The 17,923-nt window shown below is 38.8% G+C and carries 12 protein-coding genes; 3 read left to right on the forward strand and 9 right to left on the reverse strand.

The features are described 5' to 3' along the window. The first annotated feature begins 29 nt into the window (after positions 1-29). A complete protein-coding gene (locus tag J8L85_RS14500) occupies positions 30-3,395 on the forward strand; it encodes a PQQ-dependent sugar dehydrogenase (protein ID WP_211018452.1) in 3,366 nt (1,121 codons plus the stop codon). Then, positions 3,392-4,069 (forward strand): hypothetical protein, encoded by a 678-nt coding sequence (locus J8L85_RS14505; RefSeq protein ID WP_211018453.1) that lies wholly within the window; start codon positions 3,392-3,394, stop codon positions 4,067-4,069. The genes J8L85_RS14500 and J8L85_RS14505 overlap by 4 nt, the downstream gene beginning before the upstream one ends. A gap of 96 nt (positions 4,070-4,165) precedes the next feature. Here J8L85_RS14505 and J8L85_RS14510 read toward each other — a convergent pair whose 3' ends face one another. From J8L85_RS14510 to J8L85_RS14550, 9 genes are all read right to left on the reverse strand, one after another. Beyond that, positions 4,166-5,347 (reverse strand): OmpA family protein, encoded by a 1,182-nt coding sequence (locus J8L85_RS14510; RefSeq protein ID WP_211018454.1) that lies wholly within the window; start codon positions 5,345-5,347, stop codon positions 4,166-4,168. Positions 5,348-5,468: 121 nt separating this feature from the next. Next, positions 5,469-5,909: a hypothetical protein gene (locus tag J8L85_RS14515; protein WP_211018455.1), complete on the reverse strand. Its 441-nt coding sequence runs from the start codon at positions 5,907-5,909 to the stop codon at positions 5,469-5,471. Further along, positions 5,902-7,041, reverse strand: a complete 1,140-nt coding sequence (gene bshA / locus J8L85_RS14520) for an N-acetyl-alpha-D-glucosaminyl L-malate synthase BshA (RefSeq protein WP_211018456.1) — start codon at positions 7,039-7,041, stop codon at positions 5,902-5,904. Before bshA ends, J8L85_RS14515 begins: the two co-directional genes overlap by 8 nt. A gap of 17 nt (positions 7,042-7,058) precedes the next feature. Then, the gene (locus tag J8L85_RS14525; protein WP_211018458.1) at positions 7,059-9,968 is read right to left on the reverse strand and encodes a glycoside hydrolase family 3 N-terminal domain-containing protein; all 2,910 of its coding nucleotides are present in this window, start codon (positions 9,966-9,968) and stop codon (positions 7,059-7,061) included. Between the two features lie 95 nt (positions 9,969-10,063). Then, entirely contained in the window at positions 10,064-10,546 is a 483-nt protein-coding gene (locus J8L85_RS14530; protein ID WP_211018460.1) for an ABC transporter ATPase, read from the reverse strand. Positions 10,547-10,605: 59 nt separating this feature from the next. Continuing rightward, a complete protein-coding gene (locus tag J8L85_RS14535) occupies positions 10,606-11,397 on the reverse strand; it encodes a (Fe-S)-binding protein (protein WP_211018463.1) in 792 nt (263 codons plus the stop codon). A gap of 13 nt (positions 11,398-11,410) precedes the next feature. Further along, positions 11,411-12,736, reverse strand: coding sequence for a (Fe-S)-binding protein (locus J8L85_RS14540; protein ID WP_211018465.1), 1,326 nt, complete (start codon positions 12,734-12,736; stop codon positions 11,411-11,413). Positions 12,737-12,741: 5 nt separating this feature from the next. After that, the gene (locus J8L85_RS14545) at positions 12,742-13,704 is read right to left on the reverse strand and encodes an MlaD family protein (RefSeq protein WP_211018467.1); all 963 of its coding nucleotides are present in this window, start codon (positions 13,702-13,704) and stop codon (positions 12,742-12,744) included. A gap of 56 nt (positions 13,705-13,760) precedes the next feature. Beyond that, positions 13,761-15,041 carry an N-acetylmuramoyl-L-alanine amidase gene (locus J8L85_RS14550; protein ID WP_211018468.1) on the reverse strand — a complete coding sequence of 427 codons (1,281 nt, stop codon included), beginning with the start codon at positions 15,039-15,041 and terminating at the stop codon, positions 13,761-13,763. A 143-nt stretch (positions 15,042-15,184) separates the two neighbouring features. On the opposite strand from J8L85_RS14550, the gene J8L85_RS14555 reads away from it, so the two are divergent. Beyond that, positions 15,185-17,905, forward strand: coding sequence for a putative LPS assembly protein LptD (locus tag J8L85_RS14555; RefSeq protein WP_211018470.1), 2,721 nt, complete (start codon positions 15,185-15,187; stop codon positions 17,903-17,905). Positions 17,906-17,923 lie beyond the last annotated feature (18 nt).

Consider the following 17,923-nt stretch of genomic DNA (forward strand, 5'->3'; position numbering starts at 1 on the left):
TATATTTGGGACCGATAAAAAACGATTGCATGTCCCCGAATAAGAGTATTTTAAATTTAATAGTTTTATTTGTATTTTTTTCAATCAACTTGGCAACCAGTCAAGTGTCTTACGAAAACGCTTTTCCTAACCTAAGTTTCAATCTTCCGGTAGAAATACAAGCATCGATAGACGGCACAAACCGCCTATTTGTGGTAGAGCAACCTGGAGTTATCAAAGTATTTCCTAATTCACCTACCGCTAAAAACGATGATGTAGCGACGTTTTTAGACCTATCGGAAAAAGTAGCCTACAGCTCTGGACAAGAAATAGGTCTTTTAGGTATGGCTTTCCATCCAGAATACACAAAAAATGGTTATGTGTTTATCTATTATATCGACAGACCTTCCAACTATAGAATCAATATCGTCAGATACACCATCTCTAGCAGTAACCCCAATATGCTGGACCCCAACAGTGAATTCATTATCGCCAGGTTTACAAAAAATCAATCCGACTCTAATCATAACGGTGGTAAAATCTCATTTGGTCCCGATGGTTACCTTTACGCCTCTATAGGTGACGGCGGAGGCGGAGGCGACCCTCAAAGAAACGGACAAAACCTAGAGACCGTCTTTGGGAGCATATTGCGTATAGACGTAGATATTAACGGGGACAACCCAATTGAAACAAACCCTGAAGAACCGGATGGCAATTACGAAATACCTAGCGACAACCCTAGAGTTGGTTTATCCGGATTGGATGAGATATACGCATGGGGCATTAGAAATACATGGAAATTTTCATTTGACGAACAGGGTAGGTTATGGGGAGCTGACGTGGGACAAAACGTTTATGAAGAAATAAATTTGATTGCCAAAGGTGGTAATTATGGATGGAACAAATATGAAGCCAATAGCCAACCCAGTTATGGATCTAGCACCTCTTTGATAACAACACCAGAAATAGCACCTATCTTTTTCTATGACCATAGCGCAGGTGATGTTTCTATTACAGGAGGATATGTATATAGAGGTTCCCTGTCCGCTTCCGATTTACAAAACAAATACATATATGCCGACTATGTGTCCGGAAGGGTCTGGGCACTGGAATATGATGAAGCAAACGGAACTACTGACAACCAATTGTTATTTAGAACCAATGGTGAACTTATTTCCTCGTTTGGAGAAGATGAATATGGAGAATTGTATTTCTCCGGATATGGTTCGTCTGCTAAAATATATAAATTGACAGCAGAAAGTAGTGGTCCGGGAGTAACTCCGGTAAACGGTATCGGTAACTGGAAAAAAATATCATCGGGAATAAACGGTACCATAGAAACCATGGTAGAGTCAGAAGATGGAAGTATATATGTTGGTGGATCATTTACAAATGCCGGAGGTGTAGATGTTTCCAATCTTGCCATTATTAATGCAGATGGTAATTGGGAATCTTTTGCAGAAGGAAGTAATGGAACAATATACTCACTGGCTATTGCCGACAATGGAGATATTTTTGCAGCTGGGGATTTTACACAGATAGGAGGCACAAATGCAAACAATATCGCCTATTGGAACGGTTCTGACTGGTATACCTTGGGAGACGGAACCAATGGACCTGTAGCCAAAATAGCCTTTGATGCCACAGGAACACTGATTGTTGGTGGGGTCTTTACAACAGCTGACGGCATTACCGTAAACAATATTGCCCAATACAAAGATGGCTTGTGGAGTGCCTTGACCGATTCTTCAACGGGTATTATAGGCACAAATAACGAGATCAGGGCCATCGCTTTTGACGAGAACAATACGTTATATGTTGGAGGAAACTTTGATACGGCCGGGGGAAATGAAGCTGCTCGAATTGCACAATGGAACGGATCAAACTGGTCTGGTTTAGGAGCCGGCACCAGTGGATTTGTACAAGCCATAGTAGTACATGAGAACTATATTTATGCAGGAGGAAATTTTGCCTTATCCGGTTCACAAACCGTAAATAGAATTGCGAGGTACAATAGAACTACACAAGTCTGGGAACCCTTAGGAAACGGTTTAAGCGGAAATGTTAATGATATGACATCGGATGACAACTATATATACGTCGGAGGTAGTTTTGAAACCGCTAGTGATGACATAAACAATAATAAAATAATGATGAACACAGCCCGATGGAGTGTTGCCAATGGGTGGGAAGCCTTAGGCCCCAAAACAAATGTCGGGGTAGACAATAGGGTGAACTCTATACTATTTACCAAAAACAACACACAGCTTATAGTAGGTGGTAATTTTACGGCGGCCGGCGGTAATCCAACAAACAATATAGCCGTTTGGTCTGAAACTTTTTGTACGGAAGACAGCATAATAACCGAATATCGAATAAACGGGGAATCCAATAGTGGCAGTAATAATATTATAGTAAAAGAAGGAAGTGAGGTAGTTTTAAGTTTATTGCCCAACAACATTTCGTTTGACCTTACGCTACCTGACGGAACTATCGTTAACGGAGAATACACAATTGACACTATATCGCCAGAACAATCAGGAACGTATATCTATACTACGGAAATAGGATGCACCAAAAGCTTGGTAATTACAGTAGGTAACGACCAAGACAATGACGGAATCATAGATGCAAACGACATTTGTCCAAATACTCTAGAAGGGGAAACAGTTAATGAAAATGGTTGTTCGGCAAATGATTTTTCCGTCGATCAATTTCAGATTACATCCACAGGAACATCTTGCATCGGCTCAAACAACGGTTCTGTATATATAGAAGCAAAAACAGCTAATGATTACATCGCCAATCTAAGTGGCCCAGAAGGTGAAGCTTCCTTTCCTTTTTCTAAATCTTTGGAAATTTCAGATCTACAAAAAGGAACATACGATCTATGCATAACACTAGGTCCTACTTCTAACTATCAAAGTTGTTCTAAAATTATTATTACCGAACCCGACCCACTTGAAGTACAACTAGATTTTAATTCATCTACCAACAGTGTCACTTTAAAAATGAAAGGTGGCACGGAATACACCATTGATATAAATGGAAAGAGCACACATTACACCGATAAAGAAGAATTAAACCTTTTGCTACACGAAAATGTCAATAACATTACTGTTTTTTCAGACCAACCTTGTCTAGGAAAATTTGAAGAAACCGTAATTTTAGAAAATTCCTTTTTGGCATATCCCAACCCAGTAGAAAACAATCTTACCATAGATTTAAAACCACTAACCTCTACATGGGTCGAAATAACTATTTTTACGGAAACAGGTGTATTATTGAGCTCTAAAAAATACGAAGTAGACCAAACGCCGGTAACATTGGATACTAGCTCATTTGCTTCGGGTATATATATATTAAGATTAAAGAACGAAAAAATGAATGAATCTTTCAAACTGGTCAAACTATGAAAAAAGGTTTCGTGTTCATTTTATCCGGATTTATATTTAGTTCATGCAGTCCCGATTTGGATGTATTGGAATATACCAAGGCCAATATTAGCATAAATCTTGTTTTTCCTGAAAAGGATTCAGAATGTACCGAAGGTTCCCCTGTCTCCGACACACAAAGTGAAGTAGTTTTTGAATGGACCGATGAAAGGTCATCTGAGCCATATACAGTACATCTTACAAATATTTCCAATTCTGAAACAGTATTGATAGAGAGTGAAAGTACAGAAATACCTATAGTATTAGAAAAAGGCACACCCTATTCTTGGTATGTTACCGGAAAATATAATACCAGTAGCGATGTTTGGACCTTCTATAACGAAGGTAACGGCATTGCGTCTTTTATTCCTTTTCCCGCCTCTGCCCTATCCCCTATTTCCGGCGCTTCTATTTCTAGAACAAGTACCACCGTAAACCTAAGATGGAACGCAGAAGATTTGGATAATGATATTGTTGGCTACGACCTTTATTTTGGGGAAAGCACCGACCCCGAGTTACTAATTTCAGATATAGAAACCTCTAGCTATAGTGGAATACCGGTTACATCAGGAAAAACATATTATTGGAAGATAGTTACTAGGGACAGTATAGGAAACGAATCCACTTCTGCCATTTTTTCTTTTTCAGTAGGATAAGGGCCACCAATATTACTTACCAAAACATAATAAAAAAAATCCCGCTCAATTAAGAGCGGGATTTTTTGTCACTTATACTTTGGTTCATAAAACCTACTAAAACTCCAGAACTATAAATTCTGATCTCCTATTTACTTTGTGCTTTTCTTCTGGACAATATGTATTGTCATCACACTCATTCAATAACTGACTTTCACCATAAGCCTCGGTCGCCAATCTACTAGCTTCTACACCGGCTTTGACCAAATAATCTTTGGTGTTATCGACCCTTCTTTGTGATAGCCAATCATTATATTTAGAGGTACCTCGAGAATCTGTATGCGAAGTAATTTTAATTTTCAACTCCGGATTTTCATCAAGTATTGTTTTAATTTGATCTAAAACACCTTTAGATTCCCTAGTTATAGCAGAGGAATTTAGGTTAAAATAAACCAAGCCACTGTTTTTTATTTGATCTTCGATAGATTTTCTTCTAGCATTTTCAGCATCTTGTTTTGCTTTTTCAGCAGCGGCCAAAGCAGCGGCTTCCTTCTCCTTTTTCAATCTTTCCGCTAATAAAGCTTCTTCTTTCAATCTATTTACTTCAGCTATCGAATCTTGCTGACGTTGTCTTTCTGCCTCGATAGCGGCCATCAGTTCTTTCTTCTCCTCCCCTTTTTTCGAGAGCCCTTTTTCTATACCAAATTGGTATACGACCCCAGCTGCATGTTGAATGTGATTAGTAGCACCATCACCTTTACTCATGGCCCATTTACCGGAAGAATTGAAGTCCAATCCCCATCGATCAGAAATCCAAGTTCTGAAACCGACCACGGCATTGTAGGTACCACGCCCAAGATTGTTCGCGTCCGTGTAACCGGCACCAATTCCTACATAAGGATCAAACCAACCGGTCTCTCCTATAATCTTATTTAAGTCATAAGTAACTCTAGCGTCTATTGCATAATAATCGCTATCTTCTAAATTAACTACCCCATCTATTATCTTGCCTTCCTTGTACTTGTTTATAGTACCTATGGCCTCAAGCCCTAGACCATTTTTAAAATATCTGCCAATACTGATTCTTGACGGGTAAGGCAACATATTCCATTCATCACTGACGTTGAAAAGTCCGTCGAATACATTCCCCGAATCATCAACGGCATTAAATCCTATACCAAACATCCATGAGCTTTGAACAATACTGTCCTTAGCCGTAATCTCCAATTCTTCTTGGGCAAAAGTGGTATTGACCAACACACATACCAAAAAGAAACTCAATAAAATCTTAATTTTCATATATTATAATTTGGGTATTGAAATGTAAAATTACTACAATGGTTTTAGATTATAAAAAAAGTACTTTGTAAGGTAAGTATTATCGATTGATAGATGTATTCGTATAATTTACCGACGAAACTTACTGGAATTTAACAACCTTTTGGGTCTTAGGAAGTTTGTACATGACAAAAGGAGTGATTACCGCCCCTTTTAAATTAGACAAAGTCATTCTTTCCTTCTTTAAAAAGATACTTTGATCTGTGGTATTTTTAACGGACAACCTAAGTTTTGAAGAATCTTTATTTCCACCGCACCACACTATTACCATCTCTTTTTTGAAATCGACTTCAGGAATAGGCAAACCTGGCTTTCTTGTTCTATTTACTTTTCCAAAAAACTTTTCTAACTCATTTTGGTCATTTATGGTAAGAAATTCCTCTTCATCTTGCCCACTATAGTTGTCCTCTATAAGCAATGTTAGCTGCATTGTATCGGTATTGGCACTTTTAATCTGATCCTGACTTTTACAAGAAACTATTGAAATAACAAATAAAGAACACGCAAGTATACTCTTAAGCATTTTTAAACCTTCTTTTGTAAGCCCTTTCATAAACCTCTTCATACAAAGGCAATACTTTAAGTATATCGAACTTCTCCGCTTCTTTTACAGCATTTTTCTTAAACTTCTCAAGCGTAGCGTCATCCTGTAAGATAGAAATGGCCTTAGAGGCCATATCCTCAATATCACCAATATTGCTCAAATACCCCGTAACACCTTGTATATTAACCTCTGGTATTCCACCGGTATTACTAGAAATAACAGGAACCTTGTTTATCATAGCTTCCAAAGCCGCCAAACCAAAACTCTCTGTTTGCGAGGGAAGCAAGAACAAATCGGAGAAACACAGAATCTTATCTATCTCATTACTGTTGCCTAAAAAGATAACCCTATTGGAAATCCCTAAATCTTCACATAGTCTTTCCGCTCCTTCTTTCTCGGGTCCTTCACCGACCATAATCAGCTTCGCCGGAACTTTCTTCTGAATCTCATTAAAAACCTTAATGACATCAGGAATTCTTTTTACTTTTCTAAAATTACTGATATGGGTAACGATACGTTCATCTTCTTTGGCCATATTCGAACGCTGGCAATCTGTAAAAGAAGTATTGTATTTTTTCTTATCTATAAAATTAGGAATTACCTCAATCTCTTTTTTTATATCAAAAGTTTCTAAAGTACCCTGTTTTAAACTCTCTGACACAGAGGTTACCACATCGGATTGATTAATGCTAAAAGTAACCGCCGGCTTATAAAAAGGATGTTTTCCTACCAAGGTTATATCGGTACCATGAAGTGTGGTGACCATAGGTACATACATACCTTCTTCCTCTAACATTTTTTTTGCCATATAACCTGCATATGCATGTGGAATGGCATAATGCACATGTAATAGATCTATATTATAAAGCTTAATGGTATCTACCAATTTACTGGAAAGCGCAAGCTCATATGGTTGGTAGTGAAATAATGGATACTCGGGAACGTGAACCTCATGAAAATAAATATTATTGTTCAGAAGTTCTAATCTTACCGGCTGCCTATAAGTGACAAAATGAACCTCGTGCCCCCTATTTGCTAGGGCAATACCCAATTCTGTGGCCACTACCCCACTTCCGCCAAAGGTAGGATAACATACTATTGCAATTTTCATAGTTACAAAACTACTCTTTAATTTACAATGGAGTCGTAAATAGCTTGTTGAATCCTAGTTCTTAACCCAGATTTAACTAAAAGTGTATTGGATGCGGTAGGGTATGTTCTGTTCGACAAAAAGACGTATACGATCTCTTCTTCTGGGTCTGCCCACGTATATGTACCCGTAAAACCGCTATGTCCAAAGCTTTTCCTAGAAACACATCCGCAAGTAGGACCGCTATGTTCTAGTTGCGGTTTATCAAAGCCAACGCCCCTTCGTACATTTTTATCGCAAAAATAGCAGGTATTGAATTTTTTTACCGTTCTGGACTCAAAAAACCTTGTTCCTCCATAATATCCATTTTGCAAATACATCTGCATAATTTTCGCAATATCGTTGGCATTGCTAAACAACCCCGCATGGCCACCTATTCCTCCTTGCATGGCAGCTCCCATATCATGAACGTACCCTTGCACCGTCTGGTACCTATAGTAATCATCTTCTTCGGAAGGAACTATTTTGTTCTTCGGAAACTTCTCCAACGGATTATAGGTCGTGTAGTTTGCACCAATTCTTTTGTACAGAAAATCATCGGCCAATACATTCAGTTTTTTACCGTAGGTATCTTCGATGTACTTCTTCATTACATAATAAGGAACATCGCTGTAACGATATCTGTTCGACTTTAAATCTTGACGACCAATGCGATTATATATCGAATCGTTGTAAGCATCCATTAAATACAGATGATCCGCCACTTTAACCGAAAATCCGGGTGTCGGCTCACTTCTGTAAAATTCTTTCGACGGTTTTCTTTCCTTATCGAGCGTTCGTACATAAAAAGGAATCCACGCTGGTAATCTACCATAATGAGAAAGAGCCTTTAATACCGTTACATTTTTTATTTCCGTATTGGAATAATCGGGAATAAGTTCTTCAAATGTATCGTTCAAAGCTATTTTTCCTTCCTCTTCCATTTTCATGACCATAGGTAAGGTCGCCAATATTTTTGTCAAGGATGCCAAATCGTAAATATTATCGTTGGTGATTTTTGTATTGGCATCATACGTAGGTTTTCCGAAGCTCTTGTTATATACCACTTTCCCCTTTCTTGCCACTAAAACTTGGGCCCCCGGAAACATAAGGCTATCAAGACCTTGCTGTACCAATCTATCAACTTCTTTTAAGCCCTTGGTACTCAGCCCTACCCGCTCAGGAATACTATACCCTAATCTTTTCAACGGTTTTATCTGAACCCCACTACCAACCTTAAAATCGGCATTTGCGGTTACAGGCAACTTACCTATGGCCGGAATGGCACCAAAAAGCAATTCTGCCGTTTTTGCTTGGGCTATTTTACTGTTCTGATACGATACCACTACGGCATCAATATTCTGAAAGGTAGAAATAGCGGATAGCGCATAAGGTTTAGCAAATACACATAAAATAAGGTTTGATGTTCTAAGGTTAGAAATTTCCTGTAACCATGATAGCTCCCTATCGGAAAACTTATACGATTTCCATGGGCTATCATTACTTTTATGATGTCCTATAATCACCAAATTATAATTCGATAACTGGTTCTTTATCTCGGTAATATTATTACCGTTTATTTGCGTTACCTCGGCATACTTGTTCAACTCGTTAAAAAAGGTATCGTTGGGTGCATCGCCAAACTTCACATAAGCAATTTTCTTGTTCTGCAAATTTTTGATTCCTATCAGATCAAATTTGTTCTTTACGACGGTAATCGCATTTTCTATAGCCTCTTCATATATGAGGTCATCTTCCAGAGAATTCAAATCCTCATAAAGATTTTTAATTTTAATAGGATGATAATCATGGAGCCCTACCTTGTATTTGGACATCAAGATTTTCTTTACGGACAATGACAATCTCTCTTCACTAATTTTACCGTCATTGTACGCTTTTATCAACTTGTTTTTTGCCTCCGACACATTCTCCGGCATCAAAAGAATATCGTTTCCGGCCATAAAAGCGGCCAACTCCACATCGCCATCAGTACCAAATTTAGAAGCGCCTTTCATGTTTAATGCATCTGTAAACACCAAGCCTTCAAAACCCAATTCTTCTTTTAAGATCCCCGATATAATTTGTTCCGACAATGACGACGGCAAACCTTCTTTTATCTCTAAGGCGGGCACTTCTAAATGCGCTACCATTACACTACTAAGTCCTTGATCTATTAACTTTTTAAACGGATAAAGCTCTAAGCTATCCAATCGCTCTCTGGAAAATGGTATCAAAGGCAAATCTTTATGGGAGTCCACAGCGGTATCACCATGACCCGGAAAATGTTTACCGCTAGATAATACCCCGGCCTTTTCCATACCCTTCATAAACGCAATGCCTTTATTGGTTACGACCTCTCTGGTTTCCCCGAACGATCTATTTCCGATTATCGGATTTTTAGGGTTTGTATTGATATCTATATCTGGAGCAAAATTAATGTGAACACCCAAGCGTTTTGCATGTTGCCCTATCCTATACCCTACTTTTTCTACGATATTATCATCTTGTATGGCCCCTAAAGTCATGTTCCATGGAAAAGCATAGGTAGAATCTAAGCGCATTGCCAATCCCCATTCCGCATCCATACCGACCAATAATGGTATTTTAGAAACCGCCTGAAATTCGTTGCTTAATCTAGCCTGCCTTACAGGTCCTCCCTTCGAAAAAATAACACCACCGATCTGATGTGTCTTAATAAGTTCTTTTATTTTGTTGGCGTTCGATGTCTTTTGGTCAGAGGTTACACTAACCATAAACAGCTGTCCTATTCTTTCTTCTAAAGACATTCTTTGGTACTGCTCATTTACCCATGTTGCCTGGGCAAGGCTGTCTTCACTAACCAAAGGATTTTGTCCAAAAAGATTAAAAAAACCAAAAAATGTTATGATGCAAATTATATAAGGGCGCATGTAATTTGAATGTATGGAAATAACTTAAAAGCCCGAAAATTATTGCATTTCACCGATAAAACCTAATAAAAGTGGTGTTTAACAAAACATTGGCACTACAAAAAACGAGCGTGCCAACTTTCGGATGCAGGCACCTCCCAATGCTCTTTATACTCTCCTTTTGTAGCTACAAGGTTATTAAAAACAATCGTATTCTTCGAAATTGCTTTTTGTTTCGCCATTGCCTTAAAGTCCAACAATGTCTTGTAGGCCACATATTCACCTTGCTTATAAGACACGTTCATCTTATCCAACAGTTCTACGTTGTATTTCTTTTCAAGGGCCTGTATAAAATGAACCGAGGCATCAATGGAACAACCGGTGGCCGCTTGGTTTCTTTGATCTAGGGCAATGACCAAAAATCTATTATATCTTATCTCATAACCTGCCTCCAAATCTTTACCATGAGCGGTCCAATTTTCGATAAATGCATTCAACTCTTCTTTTATCTGAACCAATTCTTCTGGGGTAAAACTTCTATTCGCCTGGTAAATCCATACTCTTGAACTATCCGACAATGTATCAAAATCCACTAACATTATTCCTCCTATATTTTAATATTTGTAATATCCCTTTTTTTTTCAATTCAAGAAAGAACCTATAAATCCTGAGCATTGGCAATTAACTCGGCTATATCCAAAACTGCTATCGATGCTTCTTTTTCTTTGCTCTTTACACCATCGGTCATCATCGTATTACAAAACGGACAACCAGCGGCTATAATCTCGGGTTTGGTTTCCAATGCCTGCTCCGTTCTTTCTACGTTTACATCCTTATCTCCTTTTTCCGGCTCTTTGAACATTTGAGCACCTCCGGCACCACAGCAAAGCCCTCTTTGCTTACAGCTTTTCATTTCTACAAGCTCGGCATCCAGTTTTCTTATAAGGTCTCTAGGTGCTTCATACACATTGTTGGCCCTACCTAAATAACAAGGATCATGATAGGTAATACGTTTACCTTTATAACTACCACCTTCCATTGTAATACGGCCTTCTTCCAACAACTGTTTAAGAAACTGGGTATGGTGTACCACTTCATAATTACCGCCAAGCCCCGGATATTCATTTTTAAGCGTGTTAAAGCAGTGCGGGCAGGCAGTAACTACCTTTTTTACCTCATAAGCGTTCATCACCTCTATATTGGTAACCGCCTGCATTTGGAACAAAAATTCGTTACCGGCCCGTTTTGCCGGGTCACCGGTACAACTTTCCTCTGTTCCCAAAACTGCAAATGACACATTTGCCTTGTTCAGTATTTTAACAAAGGCCTTGGTTATCTTTTTGGCCCTATCGTCAAAACTTCCTGCACACCCCACCCAAAAAAGCACTTCTGGCTTTTGGCCCGAAGCGAACATTTCTGCCATTGTAGGCACATTCAATTCACTTGCCATTTCATTGTTTTTTTTAAGATTCTTTGCTCCAGTTTAGACGATCCAACTGATTAAAAGGCCAGGGAGCTCCATTATTCTCTATATTGCCCATCATATTATTTAGGTCAGAAGGGGCAGCAGACTGCTCCATAACAAGGTATTGCCTCATATCCATTATAATGGATAACGGATCTATACTTACAGGGCAAGCTTCTACACATGCATTGCACGAAGTACATGCCCATAACTCCTCTCGGGTTATATAATCGTCTAAAAGTTGTTTTCCGTCCTCTTTAAACTCACCCTTGTTCTTATCCATGATTTTACCCACTTCTTCCAACCTATCACGGGTATCCATCATTATCTTTCTAGGCGACAATTTCTTTCCGGTCAAATTAGCGGGACATTCACTTGTACACCGACCACATTCGGTACAAGAATAAGCATTTAAAAGCTGTACCCAATTTAGGTCCGTAACATCAGACGCACCAAATTTTTCAGGTTCGGCAGCATCTTCGGCAGGCGCCGCGAAGGGATCCGCAGATGGGTCCATCATCAACTTAACCTCATTGGTAACCGATTCTAAATTCTTAAACTGGCCTTTAGGCGTTAATTTACCATAAAACGTATTCGGAAAGGCCAAAAGAATATGTAGATGTTTTGAATAATATAGGTAGTTAAGAAAGAACAATATCCCAACAATATGCATCCACCATGTAATCCTTTCCAATAAAATTAAACCAGAAATGGACATGTCTCCGAACAATTGAGAAATGTATTGACTTACCGGAAACGAACCGGCCTGTACATAATGGTCTGCACCCAACTGCTGCAATTGAAAATCTGCAGCGTTCATAGTAAGGAACAAGAGCATTAAGACAAATTCTATATACAAGATCAGATTTCCATCCATCTTGGGCCATCCTTTCATTTCGGGCTTAAAAAAACGCTTTAACCGAATAATATTTCTACGGATCCAAAAAATGGTAACGGAAACGATTACCAGCAAGGCTAAAATTTCGAATGAAGCGATCAAAAAATCATATACACCACCCAAGCCTGCAAAAACCCTATGAGTACCAAAAATACCATCAATGATTATTTCCAACACTTCTAGGTTGATAATGATAAAACCTAGATACACTATAATATGTAATATGCCCGGAACAGGGCGAACGACCATTTTTGTTTGCCCCAAGGCAATTCGGGCCATATTAGCCCATCTCTGAGACCGGTTATCACTGACATCGACATCCTTACCTAAAAGAATGTTTCTTCTTAAACGAAAAATATTTCGAGTAAAGAACCCTATTCCTATCGCAAGAACGACAACAAAAAGAAAATTAGGTAAATATTGCATAACAACTATTCTATTTTATCTGCTGGATCTTCTTCGGGAACCTTATAATCTTTCTGTTTTTTACCAAAGACAGATACATTAACATAACGTTTTGGGTTTAACCTAAAATCTTGCAACAACAAATCCAACTCCCTTGAAGCATTATTTAAACTTACGTACAGCTCTTCATCTTTCATCAACTTGCCCAGAGTACCATCGCCTTCGTCAATTTTTGACATAATACCATTTAAACTGGCCATTGTAGATTCTAAGCTAGATAGTGTTCTACCTAGACCGGCATTGTTCAGCGTGTCGGAAAGTTCTGCAAAATTATGGGTCAATCGTTCAAAATTATTTAAAGAACTATCTAGTTTGCTCTCATTGTTTTTTAAAATATCATTCAATACCCTTGCACTTCCGTTAAGACTTACCATTAGCTCGCTCAGCCCATTAATGGCCTTTCGTAAATCTTGCTTTGTATTACCGCTTAAGACATCGTTTACATTTATAAGAACAGAATCTGCATCGCCTACGGCAGATTCGAACTTTTTAAACAAGGGGGTAAGTTTTTGTTGTGCGAGTTCTGTTAGGCCAGGCCTGGTCTGTGTGTTTAGGGTATCTCCAGACTCAATGGTGCGGGCACCATCAAAAACAGGTGTTATCTGTAGTCCTTTACCTCCGATAATACCGGTATCGTACAACTCTACGGTACTGTTCTTAGAAAATTCAAAATCACTGCTCACCGTAAAGGTGACCATAAGGTTTCCCTTTGCATCAAGAAACTTTATATCATTTACCTTTCCTACCCCAAAGCCGTTTATAGAAACCACGGTTCCTACTTGCAAGCCCCCAACATCGGGGTATATGGCATACAATGTCTTACTGTTGTCAAAAAGTGGAGTGGACTTTAAATAACTAAACCCCAATATGAATAAAAGTATTCCTCCAATTACTATAATTCCGGTTTTAATTTCTCTGGATAGTTTCAAGTAATCAGTTTTACGGTTAACAACAAAATTAGAAATAAATATTATATCAGGGAGATTTATTGCAAATCGTCTTGCAGCTCTTTTGGAACAGCTACCCTTTCTCCGTTCTCATATGCTACAATATAGGCGGAAGGATACCCTGTTCTGGCCGCTTTAGCTTGCATCATCTTAGCTTCCCTATAAGAACGTGTTTCTCCATACATGTATCTATAAAGATTCTTATAAGGCTCTTTTGAAAGTTGTGATAGGCCTTTAAAATTTTCTGGCTCCAAGGACAAATTTTTACCACTTGCCATTAACTGGACTTTAAAAATCACTTTCTGATTATTGGAACTCTCCGATGCATCGACCTTCTTTTCCTTTTCTATCACTACAACCTCCTTCACCTCTTCCTTTTTGGGAAGCTTTTTCTTTATATCATCGTCTATGGCCGGTTTTGGCTTACTTTCCTGCACTACCACTGCCACAATCTCTTCCGCTTTTTTCTTTTCTTCGGGTGTTTTCTGAGGCTCTTCTATTTCCGGAGCCGAAATTTCAGAACCAACAAGAGAACTATTACTTGTTGTTTCGTCTTTATATTTAAGAATGGCATCCGCTATCGCAGCTCCCATTTCCGATTGTCCTTTTTTCGAATTTAGATAAGCCCCTTCTTCTTTATTGGTCAAAAAACCGGTCTCTACCAACACACTGGGCATAAAGGTTTGGTGCAATACAATAAAACCGGCCTGTTTCACCTTGCGGTCATTACGCTTTAACCTACCGGACATATTTTCTTGTATTTTTTTTGCCAACGCAATACTTTGGTCTAAGAATTCTTCTTGCATTATGGTAAGTCCGATAACCGATTCTGGAGAGTTGATGTCGTAATCGGCATAACGGGTTTCATAATTATCCTCCAAATAGATTACCGAGTTTTCCTTTTTGGCGATTTCAAAGTTTTGTTTGTTAGCATGAAGCCCCAGCACAAAAGTACCTGCACCATGTGCATCTGAAGTATGCGAGTCGCAATGCACCGAAACAAAAAGATCGGCATTTGCCTTGTTCGCTATTTCCCCCCTTACATAAAGATCTATAAAGGTATCGTCCTTTCTAGTATAGATTACTTTAATGTCCTTATTCTTAGATAGTATCTCACCTACTTTCAATACAATATTAAGGGCTATATTTTTTTCTAAATATCCATTTCCCAAGTTTCCAGGGTCATGACCACCATGCCCGGCATCCAGTACAACTACAAAGGGGTCGGTGGTGTCCTCGACCGAATCATAATCGGTAAAAGAGGTAAGCAACAAGGGGCACACCAACAACAAGAATGCAAATAATGGTTTAATTTTCATATTCAATTGGGTTTTCACAGCCCTTTACATGGTTAAAATTATTGTAATACTCTATAAAGGGAATAAAAAATATATGTAAGTTTGACATCTGAATCTAATGGCCCACAGATTGCCAAACCTTTACAAAAATAGGATATATAGCCTTGCAATCAAATAAACAGAACGTACTTTTCCTATTCCTACTTTTTGTTGGTATATTTTCTCTGGTAGCCCAAGAGAACAAGGTTATACCCATTGAAGTAAAAGCGGAAAAAGACTCTATTGTAGCCCCTCTTTTCCCGAAACCTGTCGAAAACGACAGTGTTATGAGAGATTCTTTGGCTCAAGATTCCCTTAACCAAAAGCCTCCAATATTATTGGATAACATTAAGTACAAAGCCAAGGATTACGTTAAACTAAGCCAAAAAGAAAATAAAATATACCTGTACAACGAAGCAGAGATCTATTATCAAGATACCGAACTGAAGGCCGGTATCATTACAATGGACTACATTAAAAATGAGGTGTACGCCGGCCGTATAAAAGATTCTTTGGGCAATTACACCCAATTACCATATTTTAAACAGGGTTCCAATGTCGTAATTCCTGATTCTATCCGGTTTAATTTTGATACACAAAAGGCCATCATCTGGAATTCTAGAACTGAACAACAGGCGGCTGCAGGGCAGCTGGGAAGTGACGCCATGAAAGTTTATGCCGAAATCACAAAAAAAGAGAACGACTCGGTATACTTTTTAAGCGAGGCAAAGCTTACCACTTCAAAAGACACCATTAACCCCGATTATTACATCAGGGTAAGAAAAGCAAAATTTGTTCCCAAGAAAAAGGTAATTGCAGGTTTCAGTAATCTATACATTGCCGATGTTCCTACACCTATAATTATGCCTTTTGCCTATTTTCCATTATCCGTAGGTCGTGCAGCAGGTATTTTGATGCCCTCTTTCGGTAACGACCCCGATACAGGTTACTTTTTACAGGATATGGGCTATTACCTGCCTTTGGGAGATTATGCGGATGTAACATTTACAGGTGATTTTTACACTAACGGCAGTTGGGGGTTTAGAGCCACCTCGGTGTACACCAAACGATACAAGTACCGGGGAAACTTTAATATCAGGTACGAGAATCTAGTAAATAGCCAAAAGGGATTTAGCGATTACAGTCTTTCAAAAAACTATAACATTCAATTTTCACATTCCCAGGACACAAAGGCAAGTCCAAACTCAAGATTTTCCGCATCTGTTAACTTAGGAAGTAGCGAATATTACAGAAACTCTTTACAGCAACGAAATTTGCCCAGTACGCAGAACAACACTCTTTCTTCTTCTATATCATATTCAAAAACGTTTCCCGAATATCCGTCGGTAAACATGAGTTTGACCGCGACACACTCACAGCTAACGTCGCCTACGGTTCTTGAGTCCGATACGGACAACATTACTATGACCCTTCCTACCTTGCAGGCAAGTATGGAACGTATTTATCCTTTTGCCAAAAGGGATGGGATAAAGAAAGGAATTATTCAAAATATCAATTTTCAGTACGACTTAAACGCTCAAAATAGATTAACGACCAATGATGATGACTTTTTAACGGGCAAAATGTTCGACAACGCCAAAGTTGGCGCGGTACACACCATCCCTATAAACACCAACTTTAAAGTAGCAAAATTCTTTAGTGTTAGCATGGGCGGTAGTTATAAGGATGTGTGGACATTAGAGACCTTCAATAAACGTTATGATAGTGAATCGGACGCTGTCGTAAGAGATACCATAAGTGGCTTTGACAGATACAACCAATACAACCTTAGCGCTAGTATAGGTACCACCCTGTACGGAACTTTCAACTTTGGTGAGGACAAAAAGATACAGGCCATAAGACACGTAATGCGTCCCTCTTTAAGTTATGGATACGCACCCTCTTTTGATCAATTTTACGATGAATATATAGACGAAGATGGTGATGTGGTACAATACAGTCGTTTTGAAGGCACCCTTAACGGAGCCCCTAGTCTAGGAAAATCCAACAGTGTGAGTTTTTCATTGGCAAATACCCTCGAAGCAAAGGTCAGAGATAAGGATTCTACAAAAATAGAACCTAAGAAGATACCTATTCTAAGCAATCTTAACATCTCTACCTCATACAACCTAGAATCTGATTCTTTAAGGCTGAGCCCCCTAAGCATAAACGGAGGTACCACGATATTGGACAATAAAATGTCTATCAACTTTTCTGCGGGACTAGACCCTTATGCGATAGATAACAACGGTACACGTATAGACACATGGAATATTGATAACGGAGGTAGCCTTTTTAGATTAACAAGGGCTAACGCCAACATTTCCTATTCCATCAGTAGCGACATGTTCGGAAAAGATAAGGATGACAAAAAAGGTGAAGAGGAAGAAGACCCCTTCGACTATGTTGCCCAGAGTGGTGGTCGAACCGATGATTTATTTGGACGTGCCGATAGTTTTTCTGACAACCCTGTAAGACCGCAAGACAAGGACGAAGATGTTCAAAACCCCGTATATGGCACCAAAATACCATGGAACTTTAGGCTGGCCTATTCCGCAAGTTATTTAAACAGTGCACGGCAAAACGAGTTCAGCAGCCACTCTTTAATGTTTTCTGGAGATATAGAACTATCCCCGAGATGGAAAGTGGGCGGTTCTTCGGGGTATGATTTTAAAAACAAAGGTTTTACCTTGACCCAATTAAGATTTCAAAGAGATTTAAAGAGTTTTTCCATGCGTTTTAACTGGACACCTTTTGGCACATATAAAAGATGGTATTTCTTTATAGGTATAGACGCCTCTATATTGAGTGATCTAAAATGGGAAAACCGAAGTAAATCTTACTAACAACAAAACAACCACAAT

The sequence above is a fragment of the Maribacter sp. MMG018 genome (assembly GCF_018100785.1).
Lineage (GTDB): Bacteria > Bacteroidota > Bacteroidia > Flavobacteriales > Flavobacteriaceae > Maribacter.